Origin of the sequence: Sanguibacter antarcticus (assembly GCF_002564005.1) — a bacterium.
GTDB lineage: Bacteria > Actinomycetota > Actinomycetes > Actinomycetales > Cellulomonadaceae > Sanguibacter > Sanguibacter antarcticus.
In genome coordinates, this window is sequence record NZ_PDJG01000001.1 from 2,698,491 (window position 1) to 2,712,575 (window position 14,085).

Consider the following 14,085-nt stretch of genomic DNA (forward strand, 5'->3'; position numbering starts at 1 on the left):
CGGTGGGGACCCACCCGCTCGGGTGAGCCCCCACCGGTCAGAGCATCAGTGCGTCAGGACTGGGGCCAGGAGGCCTCGATCGCGTCGGCGACCTCCTGCGAGCTCTTGTCCTCGGAGAAGAACTTCACCATCTCGGACCAGAACGTCCCGGTCCCGACCTCACCAGGCATGAGGTCCGAGGCGTCGAAGCGGATGACGGACTCAGGGTCGGCAAGGATCTCGGCGGACAGCTTGTCGAACTCCGTAGCGAGGTTGTCGGTGTCGAGACCGTTGTTGGCGCTGACCCAGCCGCCGTCAGGGGTGGTGACAGCCTTGACGTTGGCCCAGTCCGCGCTGGACAGGTACGTCTGGAAGGCCTGGACCTCGGGGCGGTCGCTGAACGCGGTGACGAACTCTCCACCGCCGAGGATCGGCTTCTCGCCCTCGGTCATCGCCGGGAGGTAGAACGCGAAGACGTCGCCGTCTTCAGAGACGTCCGTACCCGCGGGCCACTGCGTCTGGTAGAAGTTCGCCGCGCGGTGCATCCAGCAGTTGCCGTCGAGGATCGGTGCGCCTGCGCTGTCCCACTCGGTGGTCGCGATGGAGTCGACACCGCCGAGGCCGGCGTTGACGTAGTCCGGGTTCTTGAGGATGTCGGCGACGTCGTCGAGCGCCTCCACGATCTGGGGGTCGTTGAACGGGATCTCGTGGGTGTACCACTGGTCGTAGACCTCGGGTCCGGCGGAGCGCAGGACGACGTCTTCGACCCAGTCGGTCGCCGGCCAGCCGGTCGCGTCACCGGATCCGATGCCCGCGCACCACGGCATGGAGCCGTCGGCGACGATCTGGTCGGAGAGCGCGATCATGTCGTCCCACGTCGTGGGGACCTCGTAGCCCGCGTCGGCGAACATGGTGGGCGAGTACCAGACGAAGGACTTCATGTTGGCGCCGAGCGGTGCTGCGTAGAACGTCCCGTCGACCGATCCGTAGCCCTTCCAGGACTCGGAGAAGTACGTGTCGACGTTCGCCGCGACGGCGTCCGGGGCTGCTACGGCGGCGTCGGTGTCAGTGACGATCGTCTTGAGGAGCCCGGGCTGCGGCAGGTACGCGATGTCGGGCGCGCTGCCGGCCTTGAGGCGGACGAGCAGCTGGGCCTCGAACTCACGGGAGCCCTCGTACTCGACCGTGACGCCGGTGCAGTCTTCGAACGGCTGGTAGGAGTCTTCCTGCGTCTTCTGCTCGGGCTCGACGATCGAGGTGTAGACCGAGACGCTGGTGCCGTCCAGGTCGCCGAACTCGTCGTAGGCGGCGCAGTCGATCTCGGGAAGCTCAGCGGTGGCAGAGGTGTCGTCGGTGCTGTCGTCGCCGCCGTCGTCGGCGCTAGGAGCACAGGAGGCCAGCACGAGGGCGAGCGCTGCCCCGGTGGCCAGTGCAGCAGAGCTGCGGCGCATTGAATTTCTCATCTTCGAGGTTCCTCACATCGTCATGATCGGCACGGTCGGGCGGTACGGCCGGGGACGACAGCGATGTCGGCACCCTTGCCTCCAGGACCCATGCAAGCGCTTACATGGGGGTTTCGCAACTGGTGTATCGATTCTCCAGGGTAACGATTCAGTCACGCATCCCCGGAACGGGGCGAACCGGTCGAACCCCGCACGACGAGCCTCGTCGGATGGATCACCTGCAGAGCCGACCCACCGCCGGCGATGAGCTCGAGCAGCAACGCCGCCGCCTGCGCCCCCTGACCCGACGCGTCCTGGGACACCGTCGTCAGGTCGACGAGCTCACCGAGGTCGTGGCCGTCGATCCCGATGACCGAGAGGTCCTCCGGCACCCGGAGCCCACGGTCCCGGGCAGCGAGGATGACCCCCATCGCCATCTCGTCCGACGCCGCGAACACCGCCGTGAGCTCAGGATGGGCGTCGAGCAGGGTATGGGTCGATGCCCTGCCGCCCGGGACGTCGAAGTTCCCGTTGATCTCCCAGCCCGGGAGCGGCGGCGACCCCGCCGCACCGAGCGCGTCGGCCCAGCCCGCCCGGCGCGCGTTCGGCGGTGACCACGAGTGGTGGTCGTCCGGCGTCCCCGACACGTGACCGATCGCCCGGTGACCCAGCGCGACAAGATGTTCCGTCGCCCGGGTGCCCGCAGCATGGTCGTCCAGACGGACCGTCAGGTGGTCGTCGCGGCCCGTCCCCACGAACGCCAACGGCTGCCCGAGGTCCTCCAGCGCCTGCACCTCGGCGTCCCGCAGCGGCATCCCCACGACGAGCGTGCCGTCGACCCGGCGACGCAGCACCCCGGGGTCGACCTCCCGCCGCGGCTGCTCCCGCGAGATGTCGAACGTATAGAGGAGCGCGTCAAAACCCACCGCGCGCAGCGTCCGCTCCGCACCCTCGATGACGTTCGCGAAGAACCACCGGTTCACCCACGGCGTCAGCAGGCCGATCGTCCGCATCCGCCCCGACGCCAGGCTCGCCGCAGACGGCGACGCGACGTAGCCGAGCGCCAGCGCCGCGGACCGCACCCGCTCGCGGGTCGCCGCCGACACGTTCGGCAGCCCCCGCAGCGCACGCGAGACCGTCGCCGTGGACACACCCGCAGCCCGCGCGACGTCCTCGATCCCCTGGACCACGACGTCAGCCCAGCAAGATGCTTCGCAGGACCGAGACGGCACCGTCGTCGAGGATCGAGCCCGTCACCTCGTCGGCTGCAGCGATGACCTGCGCCTCAGCGTGACCCATCGCGACGCCGCGACCGGCCCACGCGAGCATGTCGACGTCGTTGCCGCCGTCGCCGATCGCGACCGTGTGCTCGCGGGCGATGCCCAGCAGCCCGCGCAGACGCTCGAGCGCGGACGCCTTCGTCACACCGTGCGGCGCGACGTCCATCCACCGCGTGCTCCCGATGACGAAGTACGTGTCGACGAGCCCCAAGAGCCGCAACGCCTCCTGGAACTCCCGCCGCGGCGCCTGAGCGTCCGCAGCGACGACGCGCGCCGTCTCACGACCGTGGAACTCGTCGAACTCCGTCACCGTGTGCAGGCCGTGCAGCATGCGCTCGGGGAACACCTCGTTCACCCAGTACCCGACGCCGATCTCTTCGACCGCCACCTTCGCCAGCGGCATGTGCTCGCGCACGACCCGCAGGGCCTGGTGCGGGTCGAACATGACGACGTCGTCGAGCACGAACCCGTTCGTCGACTCCGGCGCGATGCGCGCGGTGACCGACCCGTTCGAGCACACGACCCAGCCGTCGTCGATACCGAGCAGCTGCACCACCGGCATGAGCGCGACGAGCGGCCGCCCGGTCGCGAGCACCACCTGGTGGCCGGCGGCGCGGACGTCCGAGACCGCGTCGCAGACCTCCTCCGACAAGAACTCGTCGTACGTCATGAGCGTGCCGTCGACGTCGAGCGCGACAAGCTTGCGCTCGACACCCTGCGCGACGAGACCCGGCGCCGTCGACGAGCCTCCGAGGTCGAAGGTCATCGGCTCGTCGGCTCCATGACCTCGAGGCCGCCGAGGTACGGGCGCAGGCCCACCGGGACGCGCACCGACCCGTCCGCCTGCTGGTGGTTCTCGAGGATCGCGACGATCCACCGCGTCGTGCCCAGCGTCCCGTTGAGCGTCGCGACAGGCCGGGTCTCCCCCGACGCCGTGCGCTCACGCATCCCGAGACGACGTGCCTGGAAGGTCGTGCAGTTGGACGTCGACGTCAGCTCGAGGAACCGCTCCTGCGTCGGCAACCACGCCTCGCAGTCGAACTTGCGCGCGGCGCTCGACCCGAGGTCGCCCGCCGCCGTGTCGATGACCCGGTACGGCAGCTCGACGGCCGCCAGCAGCTGCTCTTCCCACGCCAAGAGACGCTGGTGCTCCGCAGCAGCCTCCTCGACCGGGACGTACGAGAACATCTCGACCTTGTGGAACTGGTGCACACGGATGATGCCGCGCGTGTCCTTGCCGTACGAGCCGGCCTCGCGCCGGTAGCACGCGCTCCACCCTGCGTAGCGCTTGGGGCCGTCCGAGAGATCGAGGATCTCGTCCGAGTGATAGCCCGCGAGCGCCACCTCGCTCGTCCCCGTGAGGTAGAGGTCGTCCTCCTCGAGGTGGTAGATCTCGTCGGCGTGCTTGCCCAGGAAGCCCGTGCCGGCCATGACCTCCGGCTTGACGAGCGTCGGTGTGATCATCGGTGTGAAGCCGGCGGCGAGCGCCATGTCCATCGCGGCGTTGAGCAGCGCGAGCTCGAGGCGCGCACCGATCCCGGTGAGGTAGTAGAAGCGTGCGCCGGACACCTTGGCGCCGCGCGCGGTGTCGATCGCGCCGAGCCGCTCGCCCAGGTCGAGGTGGTCGCGGGGGGTGAAGCCCTCGGCGGCGAAGTCTCGCGGGGTGCCCTCGGTGCGCAGCACCACGAAGTCGTCCTCGCCCCCGGGGGGCGCTCCCTCGACGATGTTCGCGACCTGGTAGGTCAGCGTGTCGAGCGTCTTCTCGGCCTCGGCGGCCTCGCTCTGGAGCCCCTTGACCTGCTCGGAGATCCGCTTCGTGTGCGCGAGCAGCTCAGCCTTCTCGTCGCCCTTCGCCGCAGCCACCTGCTTGCCCAGCGACTTCTGCTCGGCGCGCAGCTGTTCGAACTCCGTGAGCGCAGACCGCCGTCGCGCGTCGGCGTCGAGCAGGTGGTCGACGAGCGCGGGGTCATCACCTCGAGCCGTCTGGCTGGCGCGGACGAGGTCGGGGTTGTCACGTACGACTCGGAGATCAATCACCGTGCAAGGGTATCCACTCGCCGCCGGGCACGTGGCGCACCACCCCGCACGAGGCACGACGGTGGGCCCCGCTGCGCGGCGAGGCGCGGTGGAGGGCCCCAGGGCCTACCGTGTGCGCATGGGACTGGAAGGTTGGCTGCTCACTGCAGCGCTCGTCGTCGCGCTCGTCGCGCTCGGCCTGACGCTCGTGCTCCTGCGGCAGCACGCCGCGCTGCGGGCGGAGCTCGCCGCGCGTGAGGCGGCGTCGTCCTCCGGTGACGTCTCCGTGCCGTCCGGGCCGCGTCTCGCGTTCGTCGCGAACCCGTCGAAGAACGGTGCCGCGGCGATCAAGGTCTCGCTGCTCGCGCGGTGCGCCGCAGAGAAGCTCCCGGAGCCGGTGTGGTTGGAGACGACGATCGAGGACCCGGGGGTCGGTCAGACGCGCGAGGCGCTGAGCCGCGGCGCCGACCTCGTCGTCGCGGTCGGCGGTGACGGGACGGTGCGAGCGGTCGCCGAGGGCATGGTCGGTACGGGCAAGCCCATGGCGCTGTTCCCGCTGGGCACCGGCAACCTTCTCGCCCGCAACCTCGACATCTCCGTCACGGACCGCGAAGAGGCGTTCCGCATCCTGCTCGACGGCACGGACCGGTCGATCGACGTGGGCTGGCTCCAGGTGCTCACGCCCGCGCCGGTCGACGACGTCGCCCCGGACGAGCCACCCGCCACCGAGGCCGCAGGCCCGCGCCACCTCGCGCCCGGACCGCACGACCCCGAGGCAGCGGCCCTCGCACCAGCCGACACGACGAAGCACATCTTCCTCGTCATCGCCGGTCTCGGCTTCGACGCCGCGATGGTCGCCGACGCCGACGCGACCCTCAAGTCCAAGGTCGGCTGGATCGCCTACTTCCTCGCTGGCGCCCGCCACCTCCACGGCCGCCGCCTCGACATGACCATCACGCTCGACGACCACCCGCCGGTCCAGGCGAGGCTCCGCACGCTCATGGTCGGCAACTGCGGAAAGCTCCCGGGCGGGATCACCCTCATCCCCGACGCCCTCATCGACGACGGTGTCCACGACGTCGCAGCCATCGACACCCGCGGCGGGATCATGGGCTGGGCCCAGCTGTTCGGCGAGGTCGTCCTGCAAGGGTTCGGCCTGAAGAACGACCTGCCGAACAAGATCGGCCGCATCGACCACGCACGGGCCGAGCGCGTGCTGCTGCACGTCGAACGGGCTGAGCAGGTCCAGGTGGACGGTGACGTCCTCGGACGCGCCGTCGAGGTCCGCACGTGGGTCGAGCCTCTCGCCCTCGTCGTCCGAGCACCGATCCCCCGGCTCAGCACGAGGTAGACCGCACACCCTCCACAGGTGTTCCACCCGACGCACCACCGTGCAGGCCTGGCAGCGACCAGGCCCCGTCTAGGCTGACGAGGTGAACCGCAACCCGATCCTCGTCTCCGCGCGCACCCCGGTGCGCACACGCGTCGGGAGCGTCCTCCTCCTCGTCACCCTCGGCCTGGGAGGCGGCGCAGGCAGTGCCGGCGCCCTCGAACGGCCGTCGCACGAGACCAGCACACCGACCGCCGTCACCGACGCTCCGTCGGTGACCACCGCGAGCCCGCTGACCGACGACCGCGTCCTGCTCGTCGGCACCGGCGGGATCACGTGGGAGGACGTCTCCGCAGAAGCGACCCCCACCCTGTGGGCGATCGCCGAGGCCGGCGCCGTCGGCAACCTCGTCGACCGGAGCGTCGAGAGCTCCACGTGCCCGGCCGACGGCTGGCTCGCGATCTCAGCGGGCAAGCGAGCCGGCGACTGGTTCAACGCCAAGTCCGTGCCCTGCCGCCTCCTGCAGAACACCGTCCCCGGCTCCGGGTCGACCGTCCCCGCGTGGGACGACTACCTCGCGGCAGTCAGCGAGCAGACCTTCGGGGCGGCGATCGGGACGTTCGGCGACGTCCTCGTCGCTACCGCCACCCCCGCGAGCGCCGTCGGCCCGGGCGCCGCGATCGCCCTCGCGACGTCCGACGGTGTCGTCGCCGGAAGCTACGCCCCGCTCTCCACAGGCACGACCGACCTCCAGGCCGACCCAGACCTCCGAGAGATCGTCGGCACCGCGCTCGACATGTCCGAGCTCGTCGTCGTCGACCCCGGATCGGTGCGCAACCTCGGGCACGCCGCGGAGCTCAAGCCGGTGCCCATAGCCGACACCGACGAGAGCCCCGACATGCCCGAGGAGGCCAACCCGCCAGGCCCGACCGCCCAGGTCCAGCACGCCGCCGACGTCGCCGTCGTCGACGCCCAGATCGGCGTCGTCCTCGACGCAGCCCGCGCGCACGACCCCGGGCTCGAGCACACGACCGTCGTCGTCGCGTCGCTCTCCGAGGCGAGCACCACCGCACGCATGCAGGTCGTCGCCGTCCTCGGCAGAGACCAGCAGCCCGGCATCCTCGAGTCCCGCTCGACCCGTCAGGACGGGTACGTCCAGACGACCGACGTGCTGCCCACGATCGCCGAGCTCCTCAGCCTCACCGAAGAGATCCCCCGGGGAACCCTCGTCGGCTCCTCGATGACAGGAGACGACTCCGGCGCCCCCGTCGAGGACCGCGTCTCGACCCTCGTCGACGACCAGACCCACGCCCTGGCGACCCGGCCGCTCCTCGAGGGGTTCTTCCTCCTCTACTGCGCGGTGAACCTGCTCCTCTTCGGGGCCGTCTCCTTCGCGTTCAGCCGTCGGTTCATGGCCGCCGTCGACCGTGAAGACGCCAAACGCCTCGGTGCCGCGACCGAGGAGCCTACAGACCGCAGCCTCGTCTCCCGTCTCGCACCGACCATCAGCCAGATGCCCGTCCAGGTGCTCACCGTCCTGCGTGGCGCGAGCATCATCATCGCCGGCGTCCCCGTCGCGACCCTCCTCGCGAACCTCACCCCCTGGTGGACCACGAGCATGCCGACGCTCGCCCTGACCGGGCTCGTGATCGGATGGGTCCTCATCATCACGGCCGCCGCCGTCCTGCCGCCCTGGCGGGCGTGGCTCTTCGGCCCCGTCGGCGTGGTCGCGACCATCACCGCCGTCGTCCTCGCCGTCGACGTCGCCACCGGTGCGCACATGCAGGTCTCCGCGCTCATGGGCATCCAACCGACCGTCGCCGGGCGCTTCTACGGCTTCAACAACACGGCCTTCGCGCTCTTCGCGACGACGACCGTCCTCGTCGCCGCGGCCGTCGCGAACCGGCTCGTCGCCAGCGGCCACCGCCGGCTCGCCGCTGTCGCGGTCCTCCTCATCGGCACGACAGCCGTCGTCCTCGACGGGTCACCGAGCATCGGCGCCGACTTCGGTGGTCCCCCGGCGCTCGTGCCCGCCTTCGCGATCCTCGCGCTCGTCGCCGCCGGGATCCGGCTCGACTGGAAGAAGGTCGGCCTCGTGCTGATCGGCGCTCTCGTCGTCGTCAGCGGGTTCGCGGCCCTCGACTGGATGCGCCCGGAAGCGGACCGCACGCACCTCGGCAGGTTCGTGGACACCGTGCTCGACGGCGGGCTCCTCGACGTGATCGTGCGCAAGCTCGAGGCCAACTTCAAGACCCTGCGCAACCCGCTCGCCCTCGTGGGGATCGCGGGCATCGCGGTCATCGGTCTCGTCCTGGGCCGTCCGCTGCACGACGCGACGCGCTCTGACGACAGCTCCCGCTACCGCTGGCTGACCGACGGCGCCCCGCTCAAGCAGATCAACAACGACGCGCCCATGTTCGGTCCAGGCGTCCTGTGCGTGACGATCGCCCTCGTCATCGGCACGTTCGTCAACGACTCGGGGATCGTCGTCCTCGCCGTCGGCATGTCCGTCCTCGTCCCGCTCGTCGCGGCCACGTACGCCAGCTGGATGCTCACGCTGCGCAAGTCCCGGATGCTCGCTGCCCGCGCCGTGACGGAGCAGCCGGGATAGGTTCGTGCACTTCCGCACCCCCATCGGAAGGACGTCCCCTTGGCGATCTACGGATTTCACGCCTCGCACGAGCAGGTCCACCCGCGTCAGCTCCTCGACGCGGTCAAGCACGCAGAGTCCGCCGGCTTCGACGCCGCTATGTGCTCCGACCACTTCGCTCCCTGGAGCGAACGACAAGGCCAGTCCGGGTTCGCCTGGTCGTGGCTCGGCGCAGCCCTCGAAGCCACCAACCTCAAGCTGGGCGTCGTCAACGCACCCGGCCAGCGCTACCACCCGGCGATCGTCGCCCAGGCTGCCGCGACCCTGTCAGCGATGTACCCCGGCCGCTTCTGGGCCGCGCTCGGCTCTGGAGAAAACTCCAACGAGCACATCACCGGTGACGCATGGCCCCGCAAAGACGTCCGCAACGCACGGCTCCTCGAGTGCGTCGACGTCATGCGCGACCTCTTCGCCGGCGAGGAGGTCACCCGCGACGGTCTCGTGACCGTCGACCGCGCCCGCCTGTGGACCCGGCCCGAGACACCCCCTCCCCTCATCGGGGCGGCAGTGAGCGTCGAGACCGCCCGGTGGGTCGCCGGGTGGGCTGACGGCCTCGCGACGATCGCCCAGCCCCGCGAAAAGCTCCAGGAGATGATCTCCGCATACCGCGATGCCGACGGGCGCGGAGACCTCATCCTCCAGGTGCACGTCAGCTATGCCCCCACCGACGAGGAAGCCCTCGCGATCGCGCACGACCAGTGGCGCACCAACGTGTTCTCGCCCCCGCTGTGCTGGGACATCGACACGCCCGCGGCCTTCGACGAGGCCGCCAAGCACGTCCAGCCCGAGCACCTGCACGACTCTGTGCTCGTCTCGAGCGACCCCGACTTCTTCGTCGACCGCATCGGCGAGCTCCAGAGCCTCGGCTTCGACGAGGTCTACCTCCATCACGTCGGCGTCGAGCAGACGCCCTTCATCGACACGTTCGGGACAGAGGTCTTGCCGCAGCTCCGTGCGAGCAGCGCCTCGGCTGCCGCTCCCCGTGCACGCACGGAAGAGAGCTGAGCCCGGCCATGCGCATGACCGACACCTCCGACCTCTGGTGGAAGACCGCAGTCGTCTACTGCCTCGACGTCGAGACCTTCATGGACTGGAACGACGACGGGATCGGCGACCTCGAAGGCCTCGCCCAACGCATGGACCACCTCGCCGAGCTCGGCATCACGTGCCTGTGGCTCATGCCGTTCTACCCGACACCCGACCGTGACGACGGCTATGACATCACCGACTTCTACGGCGTCGACCCGCGACTGGGTCACCACGGCGACCTCGTCGAGATCATCCGCACGGCCCACGACCGAGGGATGCGCGTCATCGTCGACCTCGTCGTCAACCACACGTCCGACAAGCACCCGTGGTTCAGGTCCGCCCGCGCCTCCAAGACGTCCCCGTACCGCAGCTTCTACATCTGGCGCGACGAACCGCCCGCGGACCCAGCCCCCACGGTGTTCCCCGGCGAAGAGACCGGCGTGTGGCAGCTCGACGAGAAGACGAACCAGTACTACCTCCACAGCTTCTACAAGCACCAGCCCGACCTCAACGTCGAGAACCCGCGCGTGCGCGAGGAGATCGCCAAGGTCATGGGATTCTGGCTCGAGCTCGGCATCAGCGGGTTCCGCGTCGACGCGGTGCCGTTCCTCATCGAGCCGTCCGTCGCCGCGGAGCAGCGCGGCGAAGAGTACGGCGACCCCCACGACTACCTGCGGTCCCTGCGCGCGTTCCTCGGGCGTCGCACCGGCGACGGCATCCTTCTCGGCGAGGTCAACCTGCCGCACGCGGAACAGGTCGAGTACTTCGGCGGTGACGACGGGAACGAGCTCACCATGCAGTTCGACTTCGTGTCGATGCAGGCGCTCTACCTGTCGCTCGCCCGGTCCGACGCACGCCCGCTCGCTACCGCCCTCGCGGGGCGGCCCCCGGTGAGCCGGGGGTCGCAGTGGGCCAACTTCCTTCGCAACCACGACGAGGTGACGCTCGACAAGCTGAGCGAGGACGAGCGCCAGGAGGTCTTCGACGCGTTCGCCCCAGACGAGCAGCAGCGCGTCTTCGACCGGGGCATCACACGGCGGCTGCCGACCATGCTCGACGGCGACCCGCGCCGGATCCGCATGGCGTACAGCCTCATGTTCTCCATGCCCGGCACCCCGGTCCTGTTCTACGGCGAGGAGATCGGGATGGGTGAGAACCTCGACGCGGGCGGGCGCGAGTCTGTGCGGACACCCATGCAGTGGACGTCTGGCAAGAACGGCGGCTTCTCGACCGCGGCACCGTCGCGTCTCCCCGCACCCGTGGTCGACGACGGCTTCAGCCCCGAGCACGTCAACGTCGCGGACCAGCGCAACGACCCGGACTCGCTCCTGCACTTCATGCGGGTCCTCGTGCGCCGCTATCGAGACTCCACAGAGATCGGCTGGGGTGACCTCACCGTGCTCGACCAGCCCGAGAGCTCGGTGCTCGCGCACTGTGTCACCGGTGCCCAGGGGCAGATGATCGCGGTGCACAACTTCGCCTCGCACGCCGTCTCCGTGCCGATCACGGTCCCGAGGCTCGACAGCGACGGCTCGAGCGACACCAGCGACGCGGTCGGCGCACGGCTGGTCGACCTGCTCGAGTCGGGCGAGACCGAGGTTGCGGCCGACGGGACCGCCGAGCTCGCGGTCAGCGGCTACGGCTACCGGTGGTTGCGTGTCGTCCGGAGCGGCGACAAGCGCCTCACCTGAGCCTGCTGGGCTCGGCGGGACGTCCGCCGGGCTCAGCAGTGCCCCGACGACCGGCGACGCCGGAGAACGGCAGGCTAGCGAGGAGCGCGAGGGGGCTTGGACGTCGATTCCCGGACAGCCTTGCCGACCGCCCGCACCCGGCGGGCGTTGACGGCGAGCACGACGTCGCGGTACTGGCTCGCGCGGTGCATCTGCCCGCGAAAATCGGTGCCCGAGGGCCGGTGGCGCAGGTCGCACGGCACCTCGACCGCGACGTACCCGAGCCGTAGCAGGTCGATCGTCAGACCGGTCTCGACGCCCCACCCGCGTGCGAGCGGGGTCGCGGCCTCGAACGCCTCACGCGTCATGCAGCGCATCCCGGACAAGGGCTGGGTCGGTGTCCAGCCGGTCATCGCGGAGATCGCCCGCCGGGCGGCCCCGACCACGATGCCGCGCCCGCCCGCTCCCGCCTGCGGGGGCAGGAGCGCGATCGACATGTCGGCCCGCCCTTCGAAGACGGGCAGGATGAGCGGCGCCGTGTTCACGGCCGTCTCGGCGAGGTCGCCGTCGATGAAGAGGAGCAGGCGTGGTGGTCGGCCGGGCGCGTCGCGCATCGCGACGACGGCAGCCCCGGTCTCCATCGCCGAGGCCTTGCCCCGGTTGTGCGAGTGACGGACGACGACGGCGCCTGCGTCGCGCGCCACGTCCTGGGTGTTGTCCTCGCTGCCGTCGTCGACCACGAGGACGAGGTCCACGCGAGGGATCGCCTTGGCTGCACGGACGGTCGCAGCGATCCGGCGCGACTCGTCCTTCGCCGGGATGATCACGGCGACCCGCTGACGGGTCGCGGCACGCCCGCTGAGGTTCGAAGACACCGACTTGGCGCGCCGGGCTGACACCTGGTCGTCGCCCCCGTGCGCGCGCTCGTCGACGCCGTCGACCGTCGGTCGGTCAGACGACACGCCAGGTGCAGGCTGTGCGCCAGCTGCGGACTGCGGATCACCACTCACGAGGCCAACCCTAGTGGTCCTGTGGACCTGGCACGCGCCGGAGAGCCCGACTCGCCCTCAGCGCAGCGTGACCTGGCGGGAGACGATCCCCGCGCGGGCGCGACGCTCGTTGGCGTCGAGCGGCTCTGTGCTCTCGAGCTCTGCAGAAAAGAGCGGCCAGAACGCTGCGACGGACTCCTCGATGTCTTCAGCCTCAGACCCCTTCGGGAGCTCCCAGACGGGGATGACGATCCCGGACGAGCGGAACGCCCCGAGGAACTTCGACCCGCCGAAGCCCGAGGCGCGGCGGGCGTGCAGCCGCGCGACCGCGTCGATGACGGTGTCCTCGCTGACCGGCATGGACCAGCGCAGGTACTCGCGGGCTCCCATGCGGCACCAGTAGGCGCTGTCGACCGAGGAGAGCTTGCGGGTCTCGATGATCGTCGAGCTCGCCTCGTCGAGGGACTCCCGGATCTCCGCGGTGACCTCTTCGGCAGGGTCCATCCAGTACTCGAACGTGTCGTGGACCGTGACGTCGAACGGGACGGTCGGGTCGAGGATGTCCTGGAGGCGCGGTCCTGGCTCGGGGAGCGTGATCTGCGCGATGGAGCTGCCCGGTTCGAGCGCGATCGCGTCGAGGACGGTCTGCGCGAGGTCGCGGCTCGCGTCGCCGGAGCCTGCGTGCGTCTGGAGCGCGACGAAGATCTCGCCGTCGGCGCGGTGCAGCGCGGCCCACGCGCCCGGGAGGACCGTGGTGAACGTGATGTCGCGTGCGCCGTGCTCGGCCGTGGTCCGGGCCGTCGCGGTCGCGGCGGGCACCACCTCACGCATCGCGACGAGGTCGGGCTCTCCCGTGACGCCCTCGAAGGGACGCAGCACAAACTCAGGTGACGTGTTCTTGGCCATGCAGGAAGCCTACCTGCCGCGGTCCGGCGTCCGGGCAGCGGCAAGCAGGCTGTGGACTAGCAGCCTGCGGAGTCGTACACGCAGAGGAGCCCCCACGCGGCCTGGCTCGACGCGACCGCGTCCCCGCGCGACCTCGCGATGCTCGCCTCGCCCCCGAGGTGGCCCACGAGCGTGACGGCGTTCCCTCGACGGGTCGTCACGACGTAGTAGCCCAGAGCGTCGTCCACGCTGCCGGTCATGGACGTCCCGTAGTAGTCGACGGCCAGGCCGGTGCCCTGCGCCCCGACCGCCACCTTCTCCGCCACGTACGCCGTCTGGCCGTCAGCGTCCGTCGGTGTGCAGGCCGACATGACCTCGGCGAGCCGCTGAGCCTCGGCGACCGCCGCGTCTGCGTCCTCGAAGACAGCGAGCTGCTGGGTCTCGACCGTCGACTCGAACGCACCGTCGCCGTAGGTCACCCCGCGCGAGACGACGGCTGTGGACGGGCCGTCGGCGGCGCACGACTCTGGGAGCGCCCAGACGTCGACCGACTCGGTGACGACCGGCTCGACACCCTCAGCCCCGAAGGCTGCGCCCGAGAGCATCGCCTCGGGCGACAGCGTCGTGGTGAACTGCACCTCCGACGAGGCCACCGAGGATGGGTCTGGCATCGGTTCTAGCGTCAGCTCGGCGGTCGGAGCCGTCGAGGTGACCTCGGGCTCGTCCGCTGGGGCGCTGCTGCATCCCGCCAGGGCGAGCATTACCACGACGAGAGCGGAACCGCGCAGCGAGATTCTCATAGAGGAAGAGTGCCA

The 14,085-nt window shown here is 70.3% G+C and carries 11 protein-coding genes; 4 read left to right on the forward strand and 7 right to left on the reverse strand.

The window, feature by feature from the left end:
• Positions 1-53: 53 nt before the first annotated feature.
• The 4 genes from ATL42_RS12190 to serS form a co-directional block, all read right to left on the reverse strand.
• Positions 54-1,430: an ABC transporter substrate-binding protein gene (locus ATL42_RS12190; RefSeq protein WP_211281814.1), complete on the reverse strand. Its 1,377-nt coding sequence runs from the start codon at positions 1,428-1,430 to the stop codon at positions 54-56.
• A 164-nt stretch (positions 1,431-1,594) separates the two neighbouring features.
• Positions 1,595-2,611 (reverse strand): LacI family DNA-binding transcriptional regulator, encoded by a 1,017-nt coding sequence (locus tag ATL42_RS12195; RefSeq protein WP_098455580.1) that lies wholly within the window; start codon positions 2,609-2,611, stop codon positions 1,595-1,597.
• A gap of 4 nt (positions 2,612-2,615) precedes the next feature.
• Positions 2,616-3,467 (reverse strand): HAD family hydrolase, encoded by an 852-nt coding sequence (locus tag ATL42_RS12200; RefSeq protein ID WP_098455581.1) that lies wholly within the window; start codon positions 3,465-3,467, stop codon positions 2,616-2,618.
• A complete protein-coding gene (gene serS / locus ATL42_RS12205) occupies positions 3,464-4,738 on the reverse strand; it encodes a serine--tRNA ligase (RefSeq protein ID WP_098455582.1) in 1,275 nt (424 codons plus the stop codon). Before serS ends, ATL42_RS12200 begins: the two co-directional genes overlap by 4 nt.
• A gap of 118 nt (positions 4,739-4,856) precedes the next feature.
• On the opposite strand from serS, the gene ATL42_RS12210 reads away from it, so the two are divergent.
• From ATL42_RS12210 to ATL42_RS12225, 4 genes are all read left to right on the forward strand, one after another.
• A complete protein-coding gene (locus ATL42_RS12210) occupies positions 4,857-6,068 on the forward strand; it encodes a diacylglycerol/lipid kinase family protein (RefSeq protein ID WP_098455583.1) in 1,212 nt (403 codons plus the stop codon).
• A gap of 82 nt (positions 6,069-6,150) precedes the next feature.
• A complete protein-coding gene (locus tag ATL42_RS12215; RefSeq protein ID WP_098455584.1) occupies positions 6,151-8,658 on the forward strand; it encodes a hypothetical protein in 2,508 nt (835 codons plus the stop codon).
• A gap of 39 nt (positions 8,659-8,697) precedes the next feature.
• Positions 8,698-9,702: a TIGR03885 family FMN-dependent LLM class oxidoreductase gene (locus ATL42_RS12220; RefSeq protein ID WP_098455585.1), complete on the forward strand. Its 1,005-nt coding sequence runs from the start codon at positions 8,698-8,700 to the stop codon at positions 9,700-9,702.
• An 8-nt stretch (positions 9,703-9,710) separates the two neighbouring features.
• Complete coding sequence (locus tag ATL42_RS12225; RefSeq protein WP_098455586.1) at positions 9,711-11,417, forward strand: alpha-amylase family protein; 1,707 nt, start codon at positions 9,711-9,713, stop codon at positions 11,415-11,417.
• 74 nt (positions 11,418-11,491) lie between these two features.
• Here the strand turns inward: ATL42_RS12225 and ATL42_RS12230 are convergent, their stop codons facing one another.
• From ATL42_RS12230 to ATL42_RS12240, 3 genes are all read right to left on the reverse strand, one after another.
• On the reverse strand, positions 11,492-12,295 hold the full coding sequence (locus ATL42_RS12230) for a glycosyltransferase family 2 protein (RefSeq protein WP_098456543.1): 804 nt from the start codon (positions 12,293-12,295) through the stop codon (positions 11,492-11,494).
• 168 nt (positions 12,296-12,463) lie between these two features.
• The gene (locus ATL42_RS12235; RefSeq protein WP_098455587.1) at positions 12,464-13,291 is read right to left on the reverse strand and encodes a DUF5926 family protein; all 828 of its coding nucleotides are present in this window, start codon (positions 13,289-13,291) and stop codon (positions 12,464-12,466) included.
• 56 nt (positions 13,292-13,347) lie between these two features.
• Positions 13,348-14,070, reverse strand: coding sequence for a hypothetical protein (locus tag ATL42_RS12240; RefSeq protein ID WP_143556756.1), 723 nt, complete (start codon positions 14,068-14,070; stop codon positions 13,348-13,350).
• Positions 14,071-14,085: the final 15 nt, after the last annotated feature.